Below are 17,998 nucleotides of genomic sequence, written 5' to 3'. Positions count from 1 at the left end.
TCTACACTTTCCCGACACGTAGAGCGTGACCGGCCCATGCGAAAGACCGATCGGAAGACATCATGCCCATTGCCATGTCAGAGGTTCGCGACAACAAGGCGCTAAGCCGTTTCGAGCTTGCTGTCGAGGGCGCCACCGCCTTTGCGAATTATCGCCGCGCCGCCGACCGTGTGATCATTACCCATACCGAGACGCCGCCGAGCCTGCGCGGCCGCGGCGTCGCCTCGCAGCTGGTCAAGGGCGCGCTCGAGCTGATCCGCGCCGAGCGGCTCAAGGTGGTCGCCGGCTGCAGCTTCGTCGTCGATTATCTCGACGCCCACCCGGAATATGCCGATCTGGCCGGATAGCCGCCGAACGGCCTTGCGCCGTTGCCACGGCGAATTCGGTGTGGCATCGCTTGCGCCTGGCGCAGTACCTTGGGGACAATCCAGCAATGACCGACGTACCGGAGGGATTTCAGCCGTTCGAAATCGGCAGCGGCTTCATCCATCACAACGGCCCGTACTTCTGGCGCAAGGACGCCGCCGGCCAGTATGATTTCGGCTTCCAGAGCGATGTCCGGCACGGCAATCCCAATGGCGTTCTGCATGGCGGCGCGGTGCTGGCGTTTCTCGACACCGTCCTCGGCTTTGCGGTGGTGATCGCCACGCAGCGCAAATGCGCCACTGTTTCGCTGGATACCCGATTCATTTCCACGGTGCCGCCCGGCGGCTGGATCGACGGCCGCGTCATCATCAAGAAACTGACCCGCAGCCTCGCCTTCGTCGATGCAGAAGCCTTCGCCGGCGACAAGCTGTTGGTCACCACCGGGTCGGTGTTTCGGATCTTCGAGGCCTGAGCGCCGGCTCAGACGATCCGGATCGACATGTCCGGCAGGCCCTCCAGCTTGCACAACAACACGTCGCCCTTCACCACTGGGCCGACGTTTTCCGGCGTGCCGGAATAGATGATGTCGCCGGCCTTCAATTCGAACGCCTCCGAGAGTTTCGCAATCTGCTCGGCGACGCTCCACATCATGTTCCGCAGGTCGGAGTTCTGTTTGACGGTGCCGTTCACCGCCAGCGAGATCGCGCCCTTGGTGAGATGCCCGGTCTTGGCGACCGGATGGATCGGCCCCAGCACCGCGGCGTGATCGAAACTCTTGCCGATTTCCCACGGCTTCTTCTCGTCGCCCATCGCGCGCTGCAGGTCGCGCCGGGTCATGTCGAGTCCGAGCGCATAGCCGTAGACGTGATCGAGCGCCTGCTCGATCGCAATATTCGTGCCGCCGGATTTCAGCGCTGCGACCAGCTCGACTTCGTAGTGATAGTTCTTGGTCAGCGACGGATAGGGATGATCGGCGACCGCGCCGATCGCAACGTTCTGGATCGCGTCGGTCGGCTTCTGGAAGAAGAACGGCGGCTCCCGCGTCGGGTCGGAGCCCATCTCGCGTGCATGCGCCGCGTAGTTGCGGCCGATGCAATAGATCCGGCGGACCGGAAATACGTCAGTCTCGCCGACGATCGGAATCGTGGTCTGGCCGAGCGGGAAGATCGTCTTCGGTCCGGCCTGCGCTGCGGCGGGCGGGCTCTGCGTCGCGGCGCCGGCCAGCGCCAGCGCGCCGGTGGCCAATAGGGTTCTGCGGTCGATAGTCGTCATCGGCGTTCTCCTCGGGTCGTTTCTTGCGTGGTTTCTTGTCTCTTGCTCGGCCGCGAGCACAGCATCAAACAAGCGCCGCCACCAGATATTCCGTTTGGAATTATGCGACGACCGCCGGTCGGCGCGATGCGTTGCAACACGAAAAGACCCGCCAAAACGGCGGGCCCTCGTGTGTCGGAACCCCGGTTAGGTCAGTGCTTGATCTCCGGCGGCAGCTTGCCGCCATTGGCGGCGAGTTTGGTCATCACCTGCTTGTGCAGCCAGATGTTCATGCTGGCGGAATCGCCGGTGTCGCCAGTGTAGCCGAGCTCCTTGGCGAGTTCCTTGCGTGCCGACAGGCTGGAATCGATATCGAGCGCCTTCATCAGGTCGACGATCGAGGTGCGCCATTCCAGCTTCTCGCCCTTGCTGGCGACGGCCTTGTCGAGGATCGGCGCGACGTCGACGGTCGGCGCGGACGCTCCGCCCGTCGATGAACCGGCGGACGGCGCGGCGCCGCCAGCGGTGCCGGGAGTTGCTGCATCGGCCTTGGTGCCGAAGATGGCGCTCATGATCTTTCCGAAAATGCTCATTCAATTCTCCAATGTCGCAATGACAGGGTGAGGCTAACGAAGCGCATGCTGATGTGGTCTGTGAACGCCGCGTCGAACCGGCGGGACCGGTTCGGAAGTGAAGCGAGCTTAGCCCTTGGCGATGCGCTTGCCAAATATGGCAATGGTGCGACGGATCGATGGACACACCGATCGCGTGCAGTTTGCTGCAGCGCGATCCACCAACGGTCACATCCGCTCGCGCTCGCTCAGTAGCCGTACACGCTGTGACAAATACGACCTTCACCGAACCGTGAGCAACCTGATCGCCGGATCGGCGTTAGGCTCACGCTAACAGGTCGCGGCAAGTCCAGTTCACTCTGTTTGCTCTCGCGTCTGGCTTGATCGTGATCGTTTCCGCGCAGCTCCAGCCTCGCCGATATCGGCGGAGGACCATGGTCTGCAACAAGGGAGAACGACCATGGCGACTCCATATTCGGTGGAGACCGAGCAGATGCTTCAAGCCAGCGCCGATGCCCTGCCGGCGCCGGTGATCCACCGCATCACCTTCTCGGACCTGCACGACGCGCTGCGGCTCGGCTGGGACGATTTCAAGGCGGTGCCCAGCCACGCCATCATGCTGTGCATCATCTATCCGGCTCTCGGCCTGGCGCTGGCGCGCGCCGCGCTCGGCTATTCGGTGTTGCCGCTGCTGTTTCCGCTCGCGGCCGGTTTCGCGCTGGTCGGGCCATTCGCGGCGCTCGGCCTCTATGAACTCAGCCGCCGTCGCGAGACCGGCGAACCGGCTTCGGCCTGGCACGCCACTGAGGTGCTGCGCTCGCCGTCATTCGGCGCCATGCTCGGGCTCGGCGCCATCCTGCTGGCGATCTTCGTGGTCTGGATCGCGGTGGCGCAGGCGGTCTATGTCTCGGCATTCGGCAACGCCCCGGCGGCCGCAGTGCCGGATTTTGTCCGGCGCGTGCTGACCACGCCGGAGGGCTGGAACCTGATCCTGGTCGGCTGCGGGGTTGGCTTCCTGTTCGCGGTCGCCGCGCTCTGCCTCAGCGTGGTGTCGTTCCCGATGATGCTGGACCGCCACGCCGGGGTCGCCGACGCGGTGACGACCTCGCTCCGCGCCGTGGCCCGCAACCCGGTACAGATGGCGGCTTGGGGCCTGATCGTCGCGGCGCTGCTGGTGGTCGGCTCGCTGCCGGCGTTCCTCGGCCTCGCGGTGGTGATCCCGCTGCTCGGCCACGCGACCTGGCATCTCTATCGCAAGGTGGTGGAGCCCAATCCGAATCCCCCGGTGATTCCGCCCGCCAACAAGATCAAACGCTCTGCCGCCGATTTTCCGGCGTCGCTGTTCCAATGGAAGAACGACGAAAAATAGTTCCGTCACGGCTCGCACTGACGCGAAAGCCATCGATTTCCGGCTCGGATTCGATGGCTTTCGGCTTGCGCCAAAGAGCTGTTTTGATTCACCTCAAAGAACGACTGAACAATAATTCAGCTTTGTGGTGCATGCGAATCGCGCATGCTGTCGAGGCGCCGAAATCCTAAAATTGTACGTGAGCCGCGGGGCTTTGGCGCATCCAGGCAGGCCACGAGCGACCGATCTCCGGCGGCGGAATGCCCGTATTTTGCGCGCAATCATGCCGCCTGCCGGTGCCCTCTTGCAGTTGCGACCACATCTTATTTGCGCTGGGTGCGACGTTCTGCGCGTCGACCTCACGAGCAATTCGGTTAAGCATTCCTTGCCTAAGCCATGCACGCGCAGTCTAGCTGCAGTGCAACATTTGTAGTGCCGCGGCGCGATTGGGTGATCTATATTCATTTCAACGATTCAGTGCTGGGCAAGTGCTGAATCTGAGATAAGGAGACTTTCCATGTTGCTTTCGCTCATCCGCGCCTTCCGTGCGTTTCGGGATTATCAGCGTAACGTTGCTGAACTGTCCCAGCTCAGCGATCGCGAACTGGCCGATATTGGGCTCGATCGTTCGGACATTCCGCGCGTCGCGTCCGGTCACTACAACGGCTGATCCAATTCAGTACCGACCTGTTCACGGATAACGCCCGCCTTGCAGCGGGCGTTGTCGTATCCGGGCTCCGGAACCCGGCCTGAAGCGTGCGCCGCACGCGATACGGATTTCGCGCCGCGCCGAAACGCGCTAGCAGTGGCGGATGTCCAATCCATCCCCGACCGACCCAACCGTCCATATCATTGGCGCCGGCCTCGCCGGCTCTGAAGCCGCCTGGCAGGTCGCCAGCGCCGGCGTCCGCGTTGTGCTGCACGAGATGCGGCCGCAACGGATGACCGAGGCGCATCAGACCGACGGCCTCGCCGAGCTGGTCTGCTCCAATTCATTCCGGTCCGACGACGCCGCCAACAACGCCGTCGGCCTGCTGCATGCCGAAATGCGTCGGCTCGGTTCGCTGGTGATGCGCGCGGCCGACGCCAACCAGGTGCCGGCCGGCGGCGCGCTGGCGGTGGATCGCAACGGCTTCTCGGCCGCCGTCACCAAGGCGCTCACCGAGCATCCCCTGATCGAGATCAGCCGCAGTGAAATTACCGGCCTGCCGCCGGCCGACTGGCACAATGTCATCGTCGCCACCGGCCCGCTCACCTCGGCGCCGCTGGCGGATGCGATCCGCGCGCTGTCGGGCGAGGACGCGCTGGCGTTCTTCGACGCGATCGCGCCGATCGTGCACAAGGACTCGATCGACATGTCGGTGGCGTGGTTTCAGTCGCGCTACGACAAGGTCGGCCCCGGCGGCACCGGTGCCGACTACATCAATTGCCCGATGACCGAGGCGCAGTATCACGACTTCGTCGATGCGCTGCTCGAAGGCGATAAGGTCGACTTCAAGGAGTGGGAAACCAACACGCCGTATTTCGACGGCTGCCTGCCGATCGAGGTGATGGCCGAGCGCGGCCGCGAGACGCTGCGGTTCGGCCCGATGAAGCCGGTCGGGCTGACCAATCCGAACGATCCGCAGGTGAAGGCCTACGCCATCGTCCAGCTACGCCAGGATAATAAGCTCGGCACGCTCTACAACATGGTCGGCTTCCAGACCAAGCTGAAGCATGGCGCGCAGATGCGGATTTTCCGCAGCATTCCAGGGCTGGAAAATGCCGAATTCGCAAGGCTTGGCGGACTGCATCGCAACACGTTTCTGAACTCGCCAAAGCTGCTCGACACGCAGCTCCGCCTGCGCGGGCAGCCGCGGCTGCGCTTCGCCGGCCAAATGACCGGCTGCGAGGGCTATGTCGAATCCGCCTCGATCGGGCTGATCGCCGGGCTCTATGCCGCCGCCGATGCCCGCGGCGCTGCGCTGGCCCAGCCGCCCTCGACCACCGCGCTCGGCGCCCTGCTCGGCCACATCACCGGCGGCCACCTCGAGACCATCGATGCCGGGCCGCGCTCGTTTCAACCGATGAACGTCAATTTCGGGCTGTTTCCGCCGCTCGCCCAACCGCCGACCAAGGGTCCGGACGGCAAGCGGCTGCGCGGCACCGACAAGACGGTGGCGAAGAAGCAGGCGCTCAGCGCCCGCGCGCTGGTCGATCTCGATACCTGGATTGCGGAACAGCTGCGGGTGGCGAAGGCGGCGTAACTCAGCCCCGGAACGGTTTCGACCGCTGTGCCCGCCACAGTGTCCATAGTGTCGCCAGCCGCGAGCGCGCGACAGGGACGAACGGGTTGGTATCGGCCCGCGACAGCCGTGCCAGATCGCGCTGCGTCAGCGCCAGCGGCAGGAATGCCGGGCGGGCTTCGGCAGGCAGATCGGGCAACAGCGCCAGCGCCGTGGCCAGGTGCCCCTTCGCCTCAGCGACCAGCTGATCCAGCGCGGCGCGCAGCGTCGGGGTCTCGACGCCGGCGAAGGCTTGTTCGAGGCCGCTGCCGTGCCGCTCCAGCACTTGCAGCGGTACGAACAATTGCCGCCGCGATGAATCGAACGGCAGCATCGCCAGCACCCGCGTGATGCCCTGAGCTAGGCCGGCGTGGCGGGCCGCGTGATCGATCGCGTCCGAACGGTGACCGAGAATCCGCGCCGCCAGCCCGAACAAGGCCGAACCGGTGTCGTCGAGATAGGCCTCCAGCGCCGGCAGCGTCGGCATCGGATCGTTGTAGAGGTCGAAATGATGCTCCTCGATCAGCCGCGACAGCGGCGCGAGCGGCAGCGCATGCGCCTTGATCGCGAGCTGCAATTCGGCGGCGACCGGATTGCCCTCGACGCCGCCATGCGAAGTGCCGGCCAGCATGTCGCTCCACCATTGCAATCGGATTTCGCCCGGCAGCGGCTGGCTCACCTGCTCGCGCACCCGGACGATCTCGACATTGAAGGCGTAGAGCGCCAGCAGCGCGCGGCGGCTCACGGGATCGACGAATAGCGTCGTGGCGTAGCGCTCGAAATCGTGACTGCGCACCAGCTCGGCGCAGAACGCCGCCGCCGACGGCGTCGATCTGATGTCGCTACTCATGGCACCGCGATCAGCGCCGCAGCGACCCGCCTCCGTTCGCCGATCATGATGTTGTAGGTGCGGATCGCGGGTCCGGTCTGCATCGGGTCCAACACCACGCCGACCGCACGCAGCGCCTCGCGCAACGGTGCCTGCGGCCGCCACACGCCAGTTCCGGTGCCGATGATCAGGGTGTCGATCTTTGCCGCCGCCTCGAACACCCGCGTCAGCGAAGCCCGGTCGATCTGCTCCGGCGCGGTCACCGCCCAGCCCCACACCGCGTCGGGCAGAAACAGCAGCGAGCCCTGATGCGACATCTCGTCGAAATAGAACCCGCCCTTGCCGTAGGCCTCGACCGATGCCGATCGCGGAAGATACGGAGTGTCAGGGTGGTCCGCCAAGGCTCAGCGCTTCCGGGGCTTGGCGACCTTTTCGGGCTTCGCTGGCTGCAAAGCCGTCTCGGCCGCTTCGGCCTTCTCGATCTTGGCCGGCTTGTCGTCCGGGCCGTCCTGGCGGTGAGTGCCGACGCCAAGATAGATCAGGATCGGCGCCGCGATGAAGATCGAGGTATAGGTGCCGACCAGCACCACGCCGAACATCATCACCGCCGTGAAGGAGTGGATCGCGTTGCCGCCGAACAGCAAGAGCGCCAGCAGCGCCAGCGTCACCGTGACGTGAGTGATGATCGAACGCGACAGCGTCGAATTGATCGATTCGTTGAGCAGTTGCGGCATCGGCATTTTCTTGTAGCGCCTCAGCATTTCGCGGATCCGGTCGTAGATCACCACCGTATCGTTCAGCGAATAGCCCAGAATGGTCAGCAACGCCGCGATGCTGGTGAGGTCGAAATCGACCTGGGTGATCGACATGAAGCCGATCGTCAGCACGATGTCGTGGACGTTGGCGATCATCGCGCCGAGCGCGAACTGCCACTCGAACCGGAACCAGAGGTAGACCAGAATCCCGAGGATCGCCAGCATCAGGCCGAGCATGCCGTAGGCCAGCAATTCGCTGGAGACCCGCGGGCCGACCACTTCGACGCGGCGGTAATCGACATTGTCGCCGAGCGCGCCGCGCACCTTCTGCACTGCGGCCTGCTGGGCGGCGTCGCCGCCGGGCTGTTCCGAGACCCGGATCAGCACCTCGGCGGGGCCGCCGAACTGCTGCAGCTGCACATCGCCGAGGCCGAGGCCGCTGAGCGTCGCGCGCATCCCTGGAATGTCGGCAACGCCGGTCTTGACCTTCACCTCGAGCAGCGTGCCGCCTTTGAAGTCGATGCCGAAATTCAGCCCGTGGGTGAAGAACAGCGTGATCGCCAGGATCGACAGCAGCGCCGAGATCGGGAAGCTGATGCGGCGAAACCGGGTGAAGTCGAAATGGGTGTCGTCGGGCACGATGCGCAGCGACGGCAGCCAGCCCATGATGCTGACCACCGTCAGCGCCACGATCACCACGCCCAGCCCAATCAATATCCAGTGTGTCACAGCCGGCTCTTTCGGATTCGGGTCATTAGATCGGCACGCTGTGCGGCCGCTTCCAACGTACCCAGGCGGCGACGATCAGCCGGGTCAGGGTGAAGGCGGTGAAGACCGTGGTGATGATGCCGATGCCGAGCGTCACGGCGAAGCCGCGCACCGGGCCAGTGCCGATATAGAATAGCACCGCCGCGGCAATGAAGGTGGTGATGTTGGAATCCAGGATGGTCGACAGCGCGCGCTTGAAGCCGGCGTCGATCGCCGAGATCGCGTTGCGGCCGCCGCGGATTTCCTCGCGGATGCGCTCGTAGATCAGCACGTTGGAGTCCACCGCGATGCCGACGGTGAGCACGATGCCGGCGATGCCGGGCAGCGTCAGCGTCGCGTTCAGCAGCGACAGCACGCCGAAGATCATCGCCACGTTGATCGCCACCGCGATGTTGGCGAACACGCCGAACAGCCGGTAGGTCAGCAGCATGAAGACGATGACGAGGATCGAGCCGACATAGGCGGCGAGCTCGCCCTTTTCGATCGAGTCCTGCCCGAGCCCGGGGCCGACGGTGCGTTCCTCGATGATGGTGAGCGGCGCCGGCAGCGCGCCGGCGCGCAGCAGGATCGACAGGTCGTTGGCGCCCTGCACGGTGAAGCTGCCGGAAATCTGGCCGGAGCCGCCGATGATCGGCTCGCGGATCACCGGCGCCGAGATCACCTCGTTGTCGAGCACGATCGCGAACGGCTGGCCGACATTGTCGGTCGTCGCGCGGGCGAATTTACGCGCGCCCGAGGTGTTGAAGCGGAAGCTGACGATCGGTTCGCCGGAGCGCTGGTCGAAGCCCGGCTGGGCGTCGGTCAGATCGGCGCCGGAAACCAGCACCGACTTCTTGATCACATAGGGGGTCTTGGGGCTTTGCGAACTCATCAGCACTTCGGAATCGGCCGACACCCCGCCCCGCATCGCCTGCTCCGGCGGCACGGTCGAATCGACCATCCGGAAATCGAGCTTCGCGGTCTTGCCGAGTAGTTCTTTCAACCGGGTCGGGTCCTGCAGGCCCGGAACCTGGACAAGAATGCGGTCCGTGCCCTGGCGCTGGATCAAGGGTTCGACGGTGCCGAGTTCGTTGACGCGGCGCTCGACGATCTGGATCGATTGTTCGACCGACTGGCGCACCCGGTCGGCGATCGCCGCCGGCGGCACCGTGAGCCGGATCAGACCGCCGCCGGCGTCGGACACCTCAAGGCTGCGCTGGCCGTTGGCGCCGAGCAGTCCACCCAGCGGCTGCGACAGCTCGCGCAGCTTGGTCAGCGCGGTCGGGATTTCGGCATCCTTGCTGATGCGAACCTCGGCATAGTCGGCGCGGGCGGCAAGGCCGGTGTAGACGATCTTGGCTTCGCGCAAGATGCGGCGGACGTCGTCGCGGACCTGATCGAGCTTGTCCTTTTTCACCGAATTGGAATCGACCTCGAGCAGGATGTGCGAACCGCCCTGCAGATCGAGCCCGAGCACCAGGTGACGCTGCGCCCATTTCGGCCAGGTCTTGACGGTGTGCTCAGGGAAGAAATTCGGAACGGCGCAAAGGCACACCGCCAGCGCGGTCAGAATGATCGCCAGCGCCTTCCACCGCGTGAAATACAGCATCGAGTTGTCCCGTCAGAATCCGAAAATGGCGGCGCTTGCAGCGCCGCGAGGCGAACTCGGTAATCGCGTCAGCTTGAGGCCGTATCGTCCTTGGACGGCTCGGTCTTGTCCGCGTCCTTGGTGGTTTCCTTGGTCGTGTCCTTGGACTTTTCCTTGTCCTTCTCGCGTTCCTTGACGGGCTCGCCCTTGGCGCGCACGCCGGAAATCATCTGCCGCATCTGCCGGACCCGGACGCCGTCGGAGACTTCGAACTCGATCTGGTCGTCGTCGACCACCTTGGTAACCTTGCCGACCAGGCCGCCCGAGGTGATGATGGTGTCGCCGCGCCGGATGTTCTTCACCAGTTCGGCGTGATCCTTCACCTTCTTCTGCTGCGGCCGCAGAATCAGGAAATACATGATGACAAAGATCAGCGCGAACGGCAGAAGCGACATCAACATGCTGTTGGTATCGCCGCCGGCGGCAGCGGCCTGAGCAAACGCAGGAGTCACAAACATCGGATATTCCCCGTGAAATGGAGCGCGCCGGCGCGACGCATGGACGTTGGCCGGCCTGGCAAATTCGCGCGGACTATAGCGGCCGCGGTCCCAATTGCAACGCCGCCAAGCCCGCTCATTTCGGCCCCTCGCAGCCCGCGCCGAAGCTCAATAAAGCTGCACCGTCAGGAAGTTAGATGATGTCCAAGAAGCCCGTCAAAACCGCGTCCCGCGTGGTCGCCAAGGCTGCGCCGTCGAAATCCCGCGCGAGTGCGGCAAAACGTCCGCGCAAGGCGTCAAATCCTACCGCAGAGCAGCGAATCGCGCTGGCGCTCGAGGCGATCCTGGCGCAGCTCACCGCCGCCGCAGCCGATCGGCCCGGCGCCGCTTCGTTGGCGAGCGCGGAAGCGTTTGTCTGGCACCCGGACGGGCGGCTGAGCGGCGTGTCGAAGGTCAGCCGGGTTGATCTGGAACTGCTGCAGGGCATCGACCGGATGCGCGATATCCTGATCGAGAACACCGAACGCTTCGCCACCGGCCTGCCCGCCAACAACGCTTTGCTGTGGGGCGCGCGCGGGATGGGCAAGTCGAGCCTGGTGAAAGCGGCGCATGCCAGCGTCAACGCCCGTCCCGACGTCGCCGGCAAACTGAAGCTGATCGAGATCCACCGCGAGGACATCGAAAGCCTGCCGGCGCTGATGACGCAACTACGCGCATCCGAATTCCGCTTCATCGTATTCTGTGACGATCTGTCGTTCGACGGCAACGACGCCTCGTACAAATCGTTGAAGGCCGTGCTGGAAGGCGGCATCGAGGGCCGCCCCGACAACGTGATCCTGTACGCGACCTCGAACCGCCGGCATCTGCTGGCGCGCGAGATGGTCGAGAACGAGCGCTCCACCGCGATCAATCCCGGCGAAGCCGTCGAGGAGAAGGTGTCGCTGTCGGATCGGTTCGGGCTGTGGCTCGGCTTCCATCGCTGCAGCCAGGACGAATACTTGGCGATGGTGAAAGGCTATTGCGGCCATTTCGGCATCTCGATGAACGAGGCCGAACTCGAGCGCGAGGCGCTGGAATGGTCGACGACGCGCGGCGCCCGCTCCGGCCGCGTCGCCTGGCAATTCACCCAGGAACTGGCGGGGCGTTTGGGCGTACGGATCAGGGGCGGCTAGGTCGCCCCTGGCCGTTTCCGAACAAATTCCGCGCCGACGACCGATCGAGACCAGCTTGGGCCCCCGGCAATCGCCTGCATGAAGGACCGGGCGCCCGCCCCCGGTGACCGATCATCCCGGACCGGCGCTCGCCCTTGTTCGTCATGCGGCCCTTAGACATTGATCTAAGTCAGGTGGGATCCGCACCAGCACTGCAATCTAATCCTCTAATCAGTCCCCGAAGATCGACGAGCCAATGCGTCGGGCATGGAATGATAATGGACGATCAGACGGCTTTGCTGAATTGCGAGAGCGAAGAGATTCACTTGCTCGGTGGCATCCAACCGATCGGCTTTCTGCTGACGGTGAACGCCGACTGGATCGTGCTGCGCGCTTCAGAGAACGTGTCTGACTACCTGAAGCGCCCGCACGACCAGATCGTCGGCCACCCCGTCAAGACCATACTGCCCGTCGATCTGTTGCACGACATTGGCGGTCGGCTGCAATCGGTTTCTGGCACAGCTACCGTCGGGCGGCTGTTCCGGCGTTCGCTCGGTCCAGACGATGCACTGTTCGACATCGCCGCGCATTTTTCCGGTCCTGAAATCGTTCTGGAGTTCGAGCGCTCGGCCGGCGATCCCGGATCGCCGTTGCCGGTGTTGCGGGCGATGATGGCGCGAGTCCAACGCAACCAAACACCGCAAGCGCTTTACAATGAGGCGGCTCGCCAGATCCAAGCTCTCACCGGGTTCGAGCGGGTGATGATCTATCGGTTCGATGCCGACGGCTCAGGCGAAGTGGTCGCCGAATGCGCCGAGAGCGGTCTGCCATCCTATCTCGGCCACCATTATCCCGCCTCGGACATCCCCGCGCAGGCCCGCGCGCTGTATCAGCGCAACTATATTCGCCTGATCGAGGATTCCCACGCAGCACCTGTGCCGGTGACGCCACAGGTGCTGCCGGATGGCGCCAGACTCGATATGTCGATGTGCGACCTGCGCAGCGTGTCGCCGGTCCATCTCGAATATCTGCGCAACATGGGCGTGCGCGCCTCGATGTCAATTTCGATCCTGGTCGACGGAGGGCTGTGGGGCCTGATTGTTTGCCATGATCGCGAGCCACGCGATATCGGCGTTGAAATGAGATCGACCGCGGAGTTGTTCGGCCAGTTTTTTTCGTCTCATTTGGAGTCGCAGCAGCGCCGCGCCGACAGCGTCTACGAAGAACGCGCCCGCCAAATCCACGACCAGGTCGCCGCAGCATTCGCCGCGCCAGGCGCCTCGCTCGGAAATCTTCCGGCATTCTTGGCCGGAGTCTCCGACTACGTCCCATCCGACGGCATCGGCATCTATTATGGCGGCGAAATCAGCCTCAGCGGCACCACGCCGACCCGGGAGGAATTCTTTCAGATCGTCAAGTTCTTGAACAAGACTGCTGCCGGGAAAGTATTTGCGACGCATTGCCTGGAAGAGCAATTTCCGCCCGCCGCCGACTACCCGATGCGCGCCGCCGGACTGTTGTCGATTCCGATCTCGCGGCTGCCCCGCGACTATTTGGTGTTCTTCCGCCGCGAGATCGCGAAAACCGTGACCTGGGCCGGCGAGCCCGGCAAGATCGAGACCACCGGCCCGAGCGGTGTCCGGCTGACGCCGCGCAAGAGCTTCGAGGCCTGGTGTGAAATCGTCCACGGCCAGTCCCGGCATTGGGAGAAGCGCGAAATCCGCGCCGCCGAGGCGCTGCGATTAACGCTGATCGAACTGGTGCTGCGATTGTCGGAGTTTACCGAATCCGAGCGGGCCTCGGCGCAGCGAAACCAGGAAATTTTGATCGCCGAACTCAATCATCGGGTTCGCAACATTCTGGGTCTGGTGCGCGGGTTGATCACCCAGAGTGCGGCGTCAGCGACCGACGTCTCCAGCCTGGTTGAAAGCCTCGACCAGCGGATTCAATCGCTGGCCCGCGCCCATGATTTCCTGTCCACCGTGGGCTGGCAGCCGCTGTCGCTGCGGCAGTTGCTGCGGGCTGAGCTGAGCGAGGGCGAGGGCCGACTGACGCTGACCGGCCCCGACGTGACGCTGCAATCCAGCGCCTGCACACCGTTGACGCTGGTGATCCATGAGCTCGTCACCAACACCAGGAAATACGGCGCGCTATCGAAACCCGGCGGCGGCATCCGGGTCGAGACTTCCGCCGATGCGGTCGGCAACGTCAGCGTGATCTGGCAGGAATTCGGTGGACCGCCGGTGACGCGCCCGGTCCGACGGGGTTTTGGCACCACCATGCTCGAAAAGATGATTCCGTTCGAGCTGAGGGGTAGCAGCGTGCTGCACTACCTACCGAGCGGATTCCGTCTTGAGCTGGTGCTTCCCGCAGCGGTTGCCGAATGCGTGGTCGCGCCGACGCCGCCGACATCGAGCGCTGAGACGGCCGGCACCGCCGAATCGAAACCGCTGACCGGCGCCTGCATGTTGGTCGAGGACAATCTGTTCATCGCGGCCGATGCCGGGGACATGCTGCAATCGCTCGGCGCCGATCCCGTGATCGTGGTGAAATCGGTAGCCGAGGCGATCGAGGCGATGGCGGCGCACGAGTTCCGCTTCGCACTGCTCGACGTCAACCTGGGATCGGAAACCAGCATGCCGGTGGCGAGCGAACTGCGGGCGGCCAATATCCCCTTCGCGTTCGGCACCGGCTATGGCTTGGCGCTGCCGGAGCCGTTCAAGGATGCGCCTGTCGTCGCCAAGCCGTATCACCGTGAGGCGTTGCTGAAGGCGATCCGGGCGACGCAGCCGACTCGGTCAGGCGCGCAGAAAGACCAACGGCAGGGCTGACCCTGCCGCGTGACCTGGACCTACGCGGCGCTTACGCGCCGTTGAGGAATTGCAGCGGGTCGACCGGCGAGGATCCCTTGCGGATCTCGAAGTGGAGCTGCGGCGACCCCACCTCGCCCGACTGGCCCGATTTGGCGATGGTCTGGCCCCGCTTGATCGTCTCGCCGCGTTTTACCATCAGCTCACTCGCATGGGCATATGCGGTGACGTAGCCGTTGGAGTGTCGAACCAGAACCAGGTTGCCATAGCCCTTCAGCTCGTTGCCGGAATAGGCCACCACGCCGTCCTCAGCGGCTTTGATCGGCGTCCCTTCCGGCACCGCGACGTTGATACCGTCGTTCGATTTGCCGTTGGTCTTGGCGCCGTAGCTGGTGATGACGCGACCGCGGACCGGCCAGCGGAAGGTTGGCAGCGTGCCGGTAGCTTCCGCGGTCTTTGCCGGCGATTGGGTCGCGGCAACGGCTTCCTCGGGAGTCGTCGTCGCAGTCGCCATCCGCGCCTTCTGCAGCGGCTCGGCGGAAACCGCCGCCATCTTGACCGGCGCAGCCGCGACGGGTGCCGCTGCGACGGGTTGCGTCGGTGCGGTGGCCGCGGCCGTGGGACCGGTCGGCACCGAGAGCTTGGAGCCGACCTTGAGCTTGGCCTTGACGTCAAGACCGTTGGCCTGGGCCAGCGTGGCGACCGGCACGTGGTTGCGGCGTGCGATGCTCGCCAGGGTATCGCCGGGGTTGACGAAGTGGACCCGCGCCGGACTCGCGGCTGGGGCCGCAGCGACGGCGACCGGACGGCTGGTCGGGGCCGCCAGAGCCGGCGGCTGGGCGCTGGCCGAGCGCTGTGGGATGATCAGCGACTGGCCGGGCTGCAAGGCGCGTGGGCCCCTGTAGCCGTTGGCATGCAGGATCTCGGCCGAGGTGACGTGGTAGCGCTGCGCCAGCGCGTCCAGCGTATCGCTGGTGCCGACGATGATAGTGGTGCCGGCAGGACGCGCCGAAGGCTTTGTGGCGGCAACCGAGCGCGGCGCGACGCTGCCGGTGGCCTCGATCGGGGCACTTGCGGGCGGTGTGTAAGACGCGATCCCGCGGCCTCCGCCCGACACGCCGCCATCGGCATGGCCGGCATTGGCGACCGGATAGCTGCGTGGGGCCGAGATCGGCGGCGGCAGCGCTTGCGATTGATATTGCGGCTGTTGCTGCGGCTGATATTGCGGTCGCGCATATTGCGGCAGCTCGGCGCGTTCAACCTGCCCGCTCCGCGTCGGCACCGAACCGGTGGCCTCGCGTGTCGCGAACGGGTTCTCCTGGAAGCGGCTCTGCATGTCGGCGCTGCAGCCGCTGAAACCGATCGACATCAACGCCAGCACCGCAACCTGCGGAGTGCGGCGCGAGCATAGCAACTCGATTACGCGGGACATGGTTACTCACTCATACGCAACAGAACTTGTGATTTGAGTAAACACCTTCCCAGTAAACAAGCCTTTAACCCTGCGGCGAGCTTGTCGGCGGCGGCCTATAGTTCGCGCGCGATGCCGGGCAGCGCCGGCACGAAGCGGACGTCGACCAGCGGCTTGCGCTCGAATCCGTCCTTGGTGCGATGGACCCTGATCAGGGTTTGGGCGCTGTGCTGCGGTCCGACCGGCGCGATCAGGATGCCGTCCGGTTCCAGCCGCTCGAGCAGGGCCTGCGGGATTTCCCGCATCGCCGCGGTGACGATAATGCGGTCGAACTGCCCTGCCCCGGCCGGCACGTCGAAGCCGTCGCCGAGCAGCACCTCGACATTGTCGCAGCGCAGTTGCTCGAGCCGGTTGCGGGCGCGATCGGCCAGGGTCTTGAACCGCTCCATGCTGATCACCTGACGGCACAGCCGCGACAGGATCGCGGCCTGGTAGCCCGATCCGGTGCCGATCTCGAGTACACGGTGACCGGGGCGCAGTTGCAGCTGTTCGGTCATATAGGCCACCACGAAGGGCTGACTGATGGTCTGGCCGCAGGCAATCGCCAGCGCGGAGTCACGCCAGGCGTAGGCGCGGTCCTCCGGCTCGACGAACAGGTCGCGCGGCACCGCCTCCATGGCGTGCAGCACCGCCTGGTCGCTGATGCCGCGCCGCCGCAGACTGAGTTGGAACATCATCTTCTCGGGCGGCTGGGTGGCGCTTGGCATGGCACTCTCTCGGGCTGGCGTGGCTCGCTGCGGCGGGCAGCCCTCGCATTGCTGCGAACAGGTGAAATTTTCAGCGAATTGTTGTTCCGGCGCTGGAACTTGGCAAGCCTTGACGTTCACTGCGCTGTGACACAAGCAGGTTGCGATTGCGTCTGTCGGACAATTTTGCAAATTTGACTACGGATGCGCCGAACGCGGGTTTGGCGGTGCCATGGCTGACAAGGATTCCGGCGATGACGATAACGCGGCCTCCCGGCGGCTCGGTGTTCCTGGTCGAGGACGAGGCGATGATCAGGATGATGGTCGCTGACATGCTCGAGGAGTTGGGCTACAGCGTTGCCGCCGAAACCGGCGAGATCAACGAAGCGATCAAGCTCGCCGGCTCGACCGAGTTCGACATCGCGATCCTCGACGTCAACGTCAACGGCAAGGTGATCTCGCCGGTCGCCGACCTGTTGAAGGCGCGCAACCGCCCGTTCATTTTCGCCACCGGCTACGGCGCACAGGGCGTGCCGGAAGATTACCGCGATCGCCCGGCGTTGCAGAAGCCGTTCCAGATCGAATCGCTGAAGGACATGATCGACGCCACGCTGAACGGCGGAGCGGGTTAGCACTCCGCTCCGGTAGCCGGTATTGGCGCCAATTCGTCATTCCGGGGCGCGAGCCACTTGGCGAGCGAACCCGGAATCTCGAAGCACGGCCGGGTCGCGAGATTCCGGGTTCGCTCACAGCTGAAGCTGTTCGCGCCCCGGAATGACGGCTTGCTGAATGCCGGATTCGATTACTTCAGTGTCGCGGTCAGCGCTTCGGAAAACGCCTCGTCGGTGCGGTCGAGCCGCAGTGGCGTCACCGAGACGTAGCGCGCCGCCAGCGCGGCCAGATCGGTGCCCTCGGCCGGCATGTCGACCACCGCGATGCGCTCAAAGCCGATCCAGAAATACGGATTGCCGCGGCCGTCGCGACGCTCGTCGACGCGAAGGAACCCCTGATTGCGCTTGCCCTGCCGCGTCACCATGATGCCGGCGACCTGGTCCGGCGCGCAGGCCGGGAAGTTGACGTTGATCACGGTGTTCTTCGGCACCCCGGCGGCGATCACCTTGCGCAGGATGTCGGGACCGAATTTCAGCGCGGTGTCCCACAGCGGCGCGTCGCGGGTCTCGATCGAAAACTCCTGGGACAACGCGAATGACGGCAGGCCGAGAATGGTGCCCTCCAGCGCGCCCGCGATGGTGCCGGAATAGACCACGTCCTCGGCGACGTTGCGGCCCTTGTTGACGCCGGACAGCACCAGGTCCGGCAGCTGCGCGCCGAGAATGTGCCGCGCGCCCATGATGACGCAATCGGTCGGCGTGCCGCGTACCGCGAAATGCCGCGGGCCGACCTCGCGCAGCCGCAGCGGATCGTTCAGCGACAGCGAATGCGACACCCCGGACTGATCGAGCTCCGGCGCCACCACCCAGACGTCGTCGGACAACGCCCGCGCAATCTCCTCGACCACCTTCAGCCCGGGAGCATGGATGCCGTCGTCATTGGTGCAAAGAATCCGCATTCGCTCAATCGCCTTTTCGGTCATTCTTGAGGCTGTCGTCTTATCCGGCCGGCGCGGCGGAGGCAAATTCGCCGGAGCCGCGGCCTGACAGGC

At 64.8% G+C, this 17,998-nt stretch carries 18 protein-coding genes; 8 read left to right on the top strand and 10 right to left on the bottom strand.

All coding sequences use genetic code 11. The features are described 5' to 3' along the window. Nucleotides 1-62: 62 nt before the first annotated feature. Together HXX15_RS10185 and HXX15_RS10180 are read left to right on the top strand one after the other, a co-directional pair. Entirely contained in the window at nucleotides 63-347 is a 285-nt protein-coding gene (locus HXX15_RS10185) for a GNAT family N-acetyltransferase (protein ID WP_296515670.1), read from the top strand. A gap of 86 nt (nucleotides 348-433) precedes the next feature. After that, a complete protein-coding gene (locus HXX15_RS10180; protein WP_296515667.1) occupies nucleotides 434-838 on the top strand; it encodes a PaaI family thioesterase in 405 nt (134 codons plus the stop codon). Between the two features lie 8 nt (nucleotides 839-846). Here the strand turns inward: HXX15_RS10180 and HXX15_RS10175 are convergent, their stop codons facing one another. Continuing rightward, a complete protein-coding gene (locus HXX15_RS10175; protein ID WP_296515664.1) occupies nucleotides 847-1,638 on the bottom strand; it encodes a fumarylacetoacetate hydrolase family protein in 792 nt (263 codons plus the stop codon). Nucleotides 1,639-1,829: 191 nt separating this feature from the next. After that, entirely contained in the window at nucleotides 1,830-2,210 is a 381-nt protein-coding gene (locus HXX15_RS10170; protein ID WP_296515662.1) for a DUF3597 domain-containing protein, read from the bottom strand. 439 nt (nucleotides 2,211-2,649) lie between these two features. Here HXX15_RS10170 and HXX15_RS10165 point away from each other — a divergent pair, with 439 nt between their 5' ends. The 3 genes from HXX15_RS10165 to trmFO all read left to right on the top strand — a co-directional run bounded on the left by HXX15_RS10165 (nucleotide 2,650) and on the right by trmFO (nucleotide 5,783). After that, complete coding sequence (locus tag HXX15_RS10165) at nucleotides 2,650-3,558, top strand: DUF2189 domain-containing protein (RefSeq protein WP_296515660.1); 909 nt, start codon at nucleotides 2,650-2,652, stop codon at nucleotides 3,556-3,558. Nucleotides 3,559-4,054: 496 nt separating this feature from the next. Further along, nucleotides 4,055-4,207, top strand: a complete 153-nt coding sequence (locus HXX15_RS10160; RefSeq protein WP_296515657.1) for a DUF1127 domain-containing protein — start codon at nucleotides 4,055-4,057, stop codon at nucleotides 4,205-4,207. Nucleotides 4,208-4,349: 142 nt separating this feature from the next. Continuing rightward, on the top strand, nucleotides 4,350-5,783 hold the full coding sequence (trmFO, locus tag HXX15_RS10155; RefSeq protein WP_296515654.1) for a methylenetetrahydrofolate--tRNA-(uracil(54)-C(5))-methyltransferase (FADH(2)-oxidizing) TrmFO: 1,434 nt from the start codon (nucleotides 4,350-4,352) through the stop codon (nucleotides 5,781-5,783). Nucleotide 5,784: 1 nt separating this feature from the next. Here the strand turns inward: trmFO and HXX15_RS10150 are convergent, their stop codons facing one another. The 5 genes from HXX15_RS10150 to yajC all read right to left on the bottom strand — a co-directional run bounded on the left by HXX15_RS10150 (nucleotide 5,785) and on the right by yajC (nucleotide 10,238). Beyond that, entirely contained in the window at nucleotides 5,785-6,651 is an 867-nt protein-coding gene (locus tag HXX15_RS10150) for a phytoene/squalene synthase family protein (RefSeq protein WP_296515652.1), read from the bottom strand. Next, nucleotides 6,648-7,031 carry an Mth938-like domain-containing protein gene (locus HXX15_RS10145; protein WP_296515650.1) on the bottom strand — a complete coding sequence of 128 codons (384 nt, stop codon included), beginning with the start codon at nucleotides 7,029-7,031 and terminating at the stop codon, nucleotides 6,648-6,650. Before HXX15_RS10145 ends, HXX15_RS10150 begins: the two co-directional genes overlap by 4 nt. A gap of 3 nt (nucleotides 7,032-7,034) precedes the next feature. After that, a complete protein-coding gene (secF, locus tag HXX15_RS10140; protein WP_296515648.1) occupies nucleotides 7,035-8,114 on the bottom strand; it encodes a protein translocase subunit SecF in 1,080 nt (359 codons plus the stop codon). A 25-nt stretch (nucleotides 8,115-8,139) separates the two neighbouring features. Further along, nucleotides 8,140-9,741, bottom strand: a complete 1,602-nt coding sequence (secD, locus tag HXX15_RS10135; protein ID WP_296515645.1) for a protein translocase subunit SecD — start codon at nucleotides 9,739-9,741, stop codon at nucleotides 8,140-8,142. Nucleotides 9,742-9,809: 68 nt separating this feature from the next. Further along, nucleotides 9,810-10,238: a preprotein translocase subunit YajC gene (gene yajC, locus HXX15_RS10130; RefSeq protein WP_296515642.1), complete on the bottom strand. Its 429-nt coding sequence runs from the start codon at nucleotides 10,236-10,238 to the stop codon at nucleotides 9,810-9,812. A gap of 179 nt (nucleotides 10,239-10,417) precedes the next feature. Between yajC and HXX15_RS10125 the strand changes: the two genes are divergently transcribed. Together HXX15_RS10125 and HXX15_RS10120 are read left to right on the top strand one after the other, a co-directional pair. Next, entirely contained in the window at nucleotides 10,418-11,389 is a 972-nt protein-coding gene (locus HXX15_RS10125) for an ATP-binding protein (protein WP_296515640.1), read from the top strand. A gap of 257 nt (nucleotides 11,390-11,646) precedes the next feature. Next, entirely contained in the window at nucleotides 11,647-14,199 is a 2,553-nt protein-coding gene (locus tag HXX15_RS10120) for an HWE histidine kinase domain-containing protein (protein ID WP_296515637.1), read from the top strand. A 31-nt stretch (nucleotides 14,200-14,230) separates the two neighbouring features. Here HXX15_RS10120 and HXX15_RS10115 read toward each other — a convergent pair whose 3' ends face one another. Continuing rightward, nucleotides 14,231-15,610: a peptidoglycan DD-metalloendopeptidase family protein gene (locus HXX15_RS10115; protein WP_296515635.1), complete on the bottom strand. Its 1,380-nt coding sequence runs from the start codon at nucleotides 15,608-15,610 to the stop codon at nucleotides 14,231-14,233. A gap of 95 nt (nucleotides 15,611-15,705) precedes the next feature. Then, a complete protein-coding gene (locus HXX15_RS10110) occupies nucleotides 15,706-16,356 on the bottom strand; it encodes a protein-L-isoaspartate(D-aspartate) O-methyltransferase (RefSeq protein ID WP_296515633.1) in 651 nt (216 codons plus the stop codon). A gap of 233 nt (nucleotides 16,357-16,589) precedes the next feature. Here HXX15_RS10110 and HXX15_RS10105 point away from each other — a divergent pair, with 233 nt between their 5' ends. Next, nucleotides 16,590-16,967, top strand: a complete 378-nt coding sequence (locus HXX15_RS10105) for a response regulator (RefSeq protein ID WP_296515631.1) — start codon at nucleotides 16,590-16,592, stop codon at nucleotides 16,965-16,967. Nucleotides 16,968-17,137: 170 nt separating this feature from the next. On the opposite strand, the gene surE is transcribed toward HXX15_RS10105, so the two are convergent. Then, the gene (surE, locus tag HXX15_RS10100; RefSeq protein WP_296515628.1) at nucleotides 17,138-17,905 is read right to left on the bottom strand and encodes a 5'/3'-nucleotidase SurE; all 768 of its coding nucleotides are present in this window, start codon (nucleotides 17,903-17,905) and stop codon (nucleotides 17,138-17,140) included. Between the last annotated feature and the right edge of the window lie 93 nt (nucleotides 17,906-17,998).

It is taken from the genome of Rhodopseudomonas sp. (genome assembly GCF_013377015.1).
In the GTDB taxonomy this organism is placed as follows: Bacteria; Pseudomonadota; Alphaproteobacteria; order Rhizobiales; family Xanthobacteraceae; genus JARJEH01.
The sequence above is the reverse complement of the archived record's forward strand: the minus strand, read 5'-3'. Positions and strand labels throughout refer to the sequence as shown.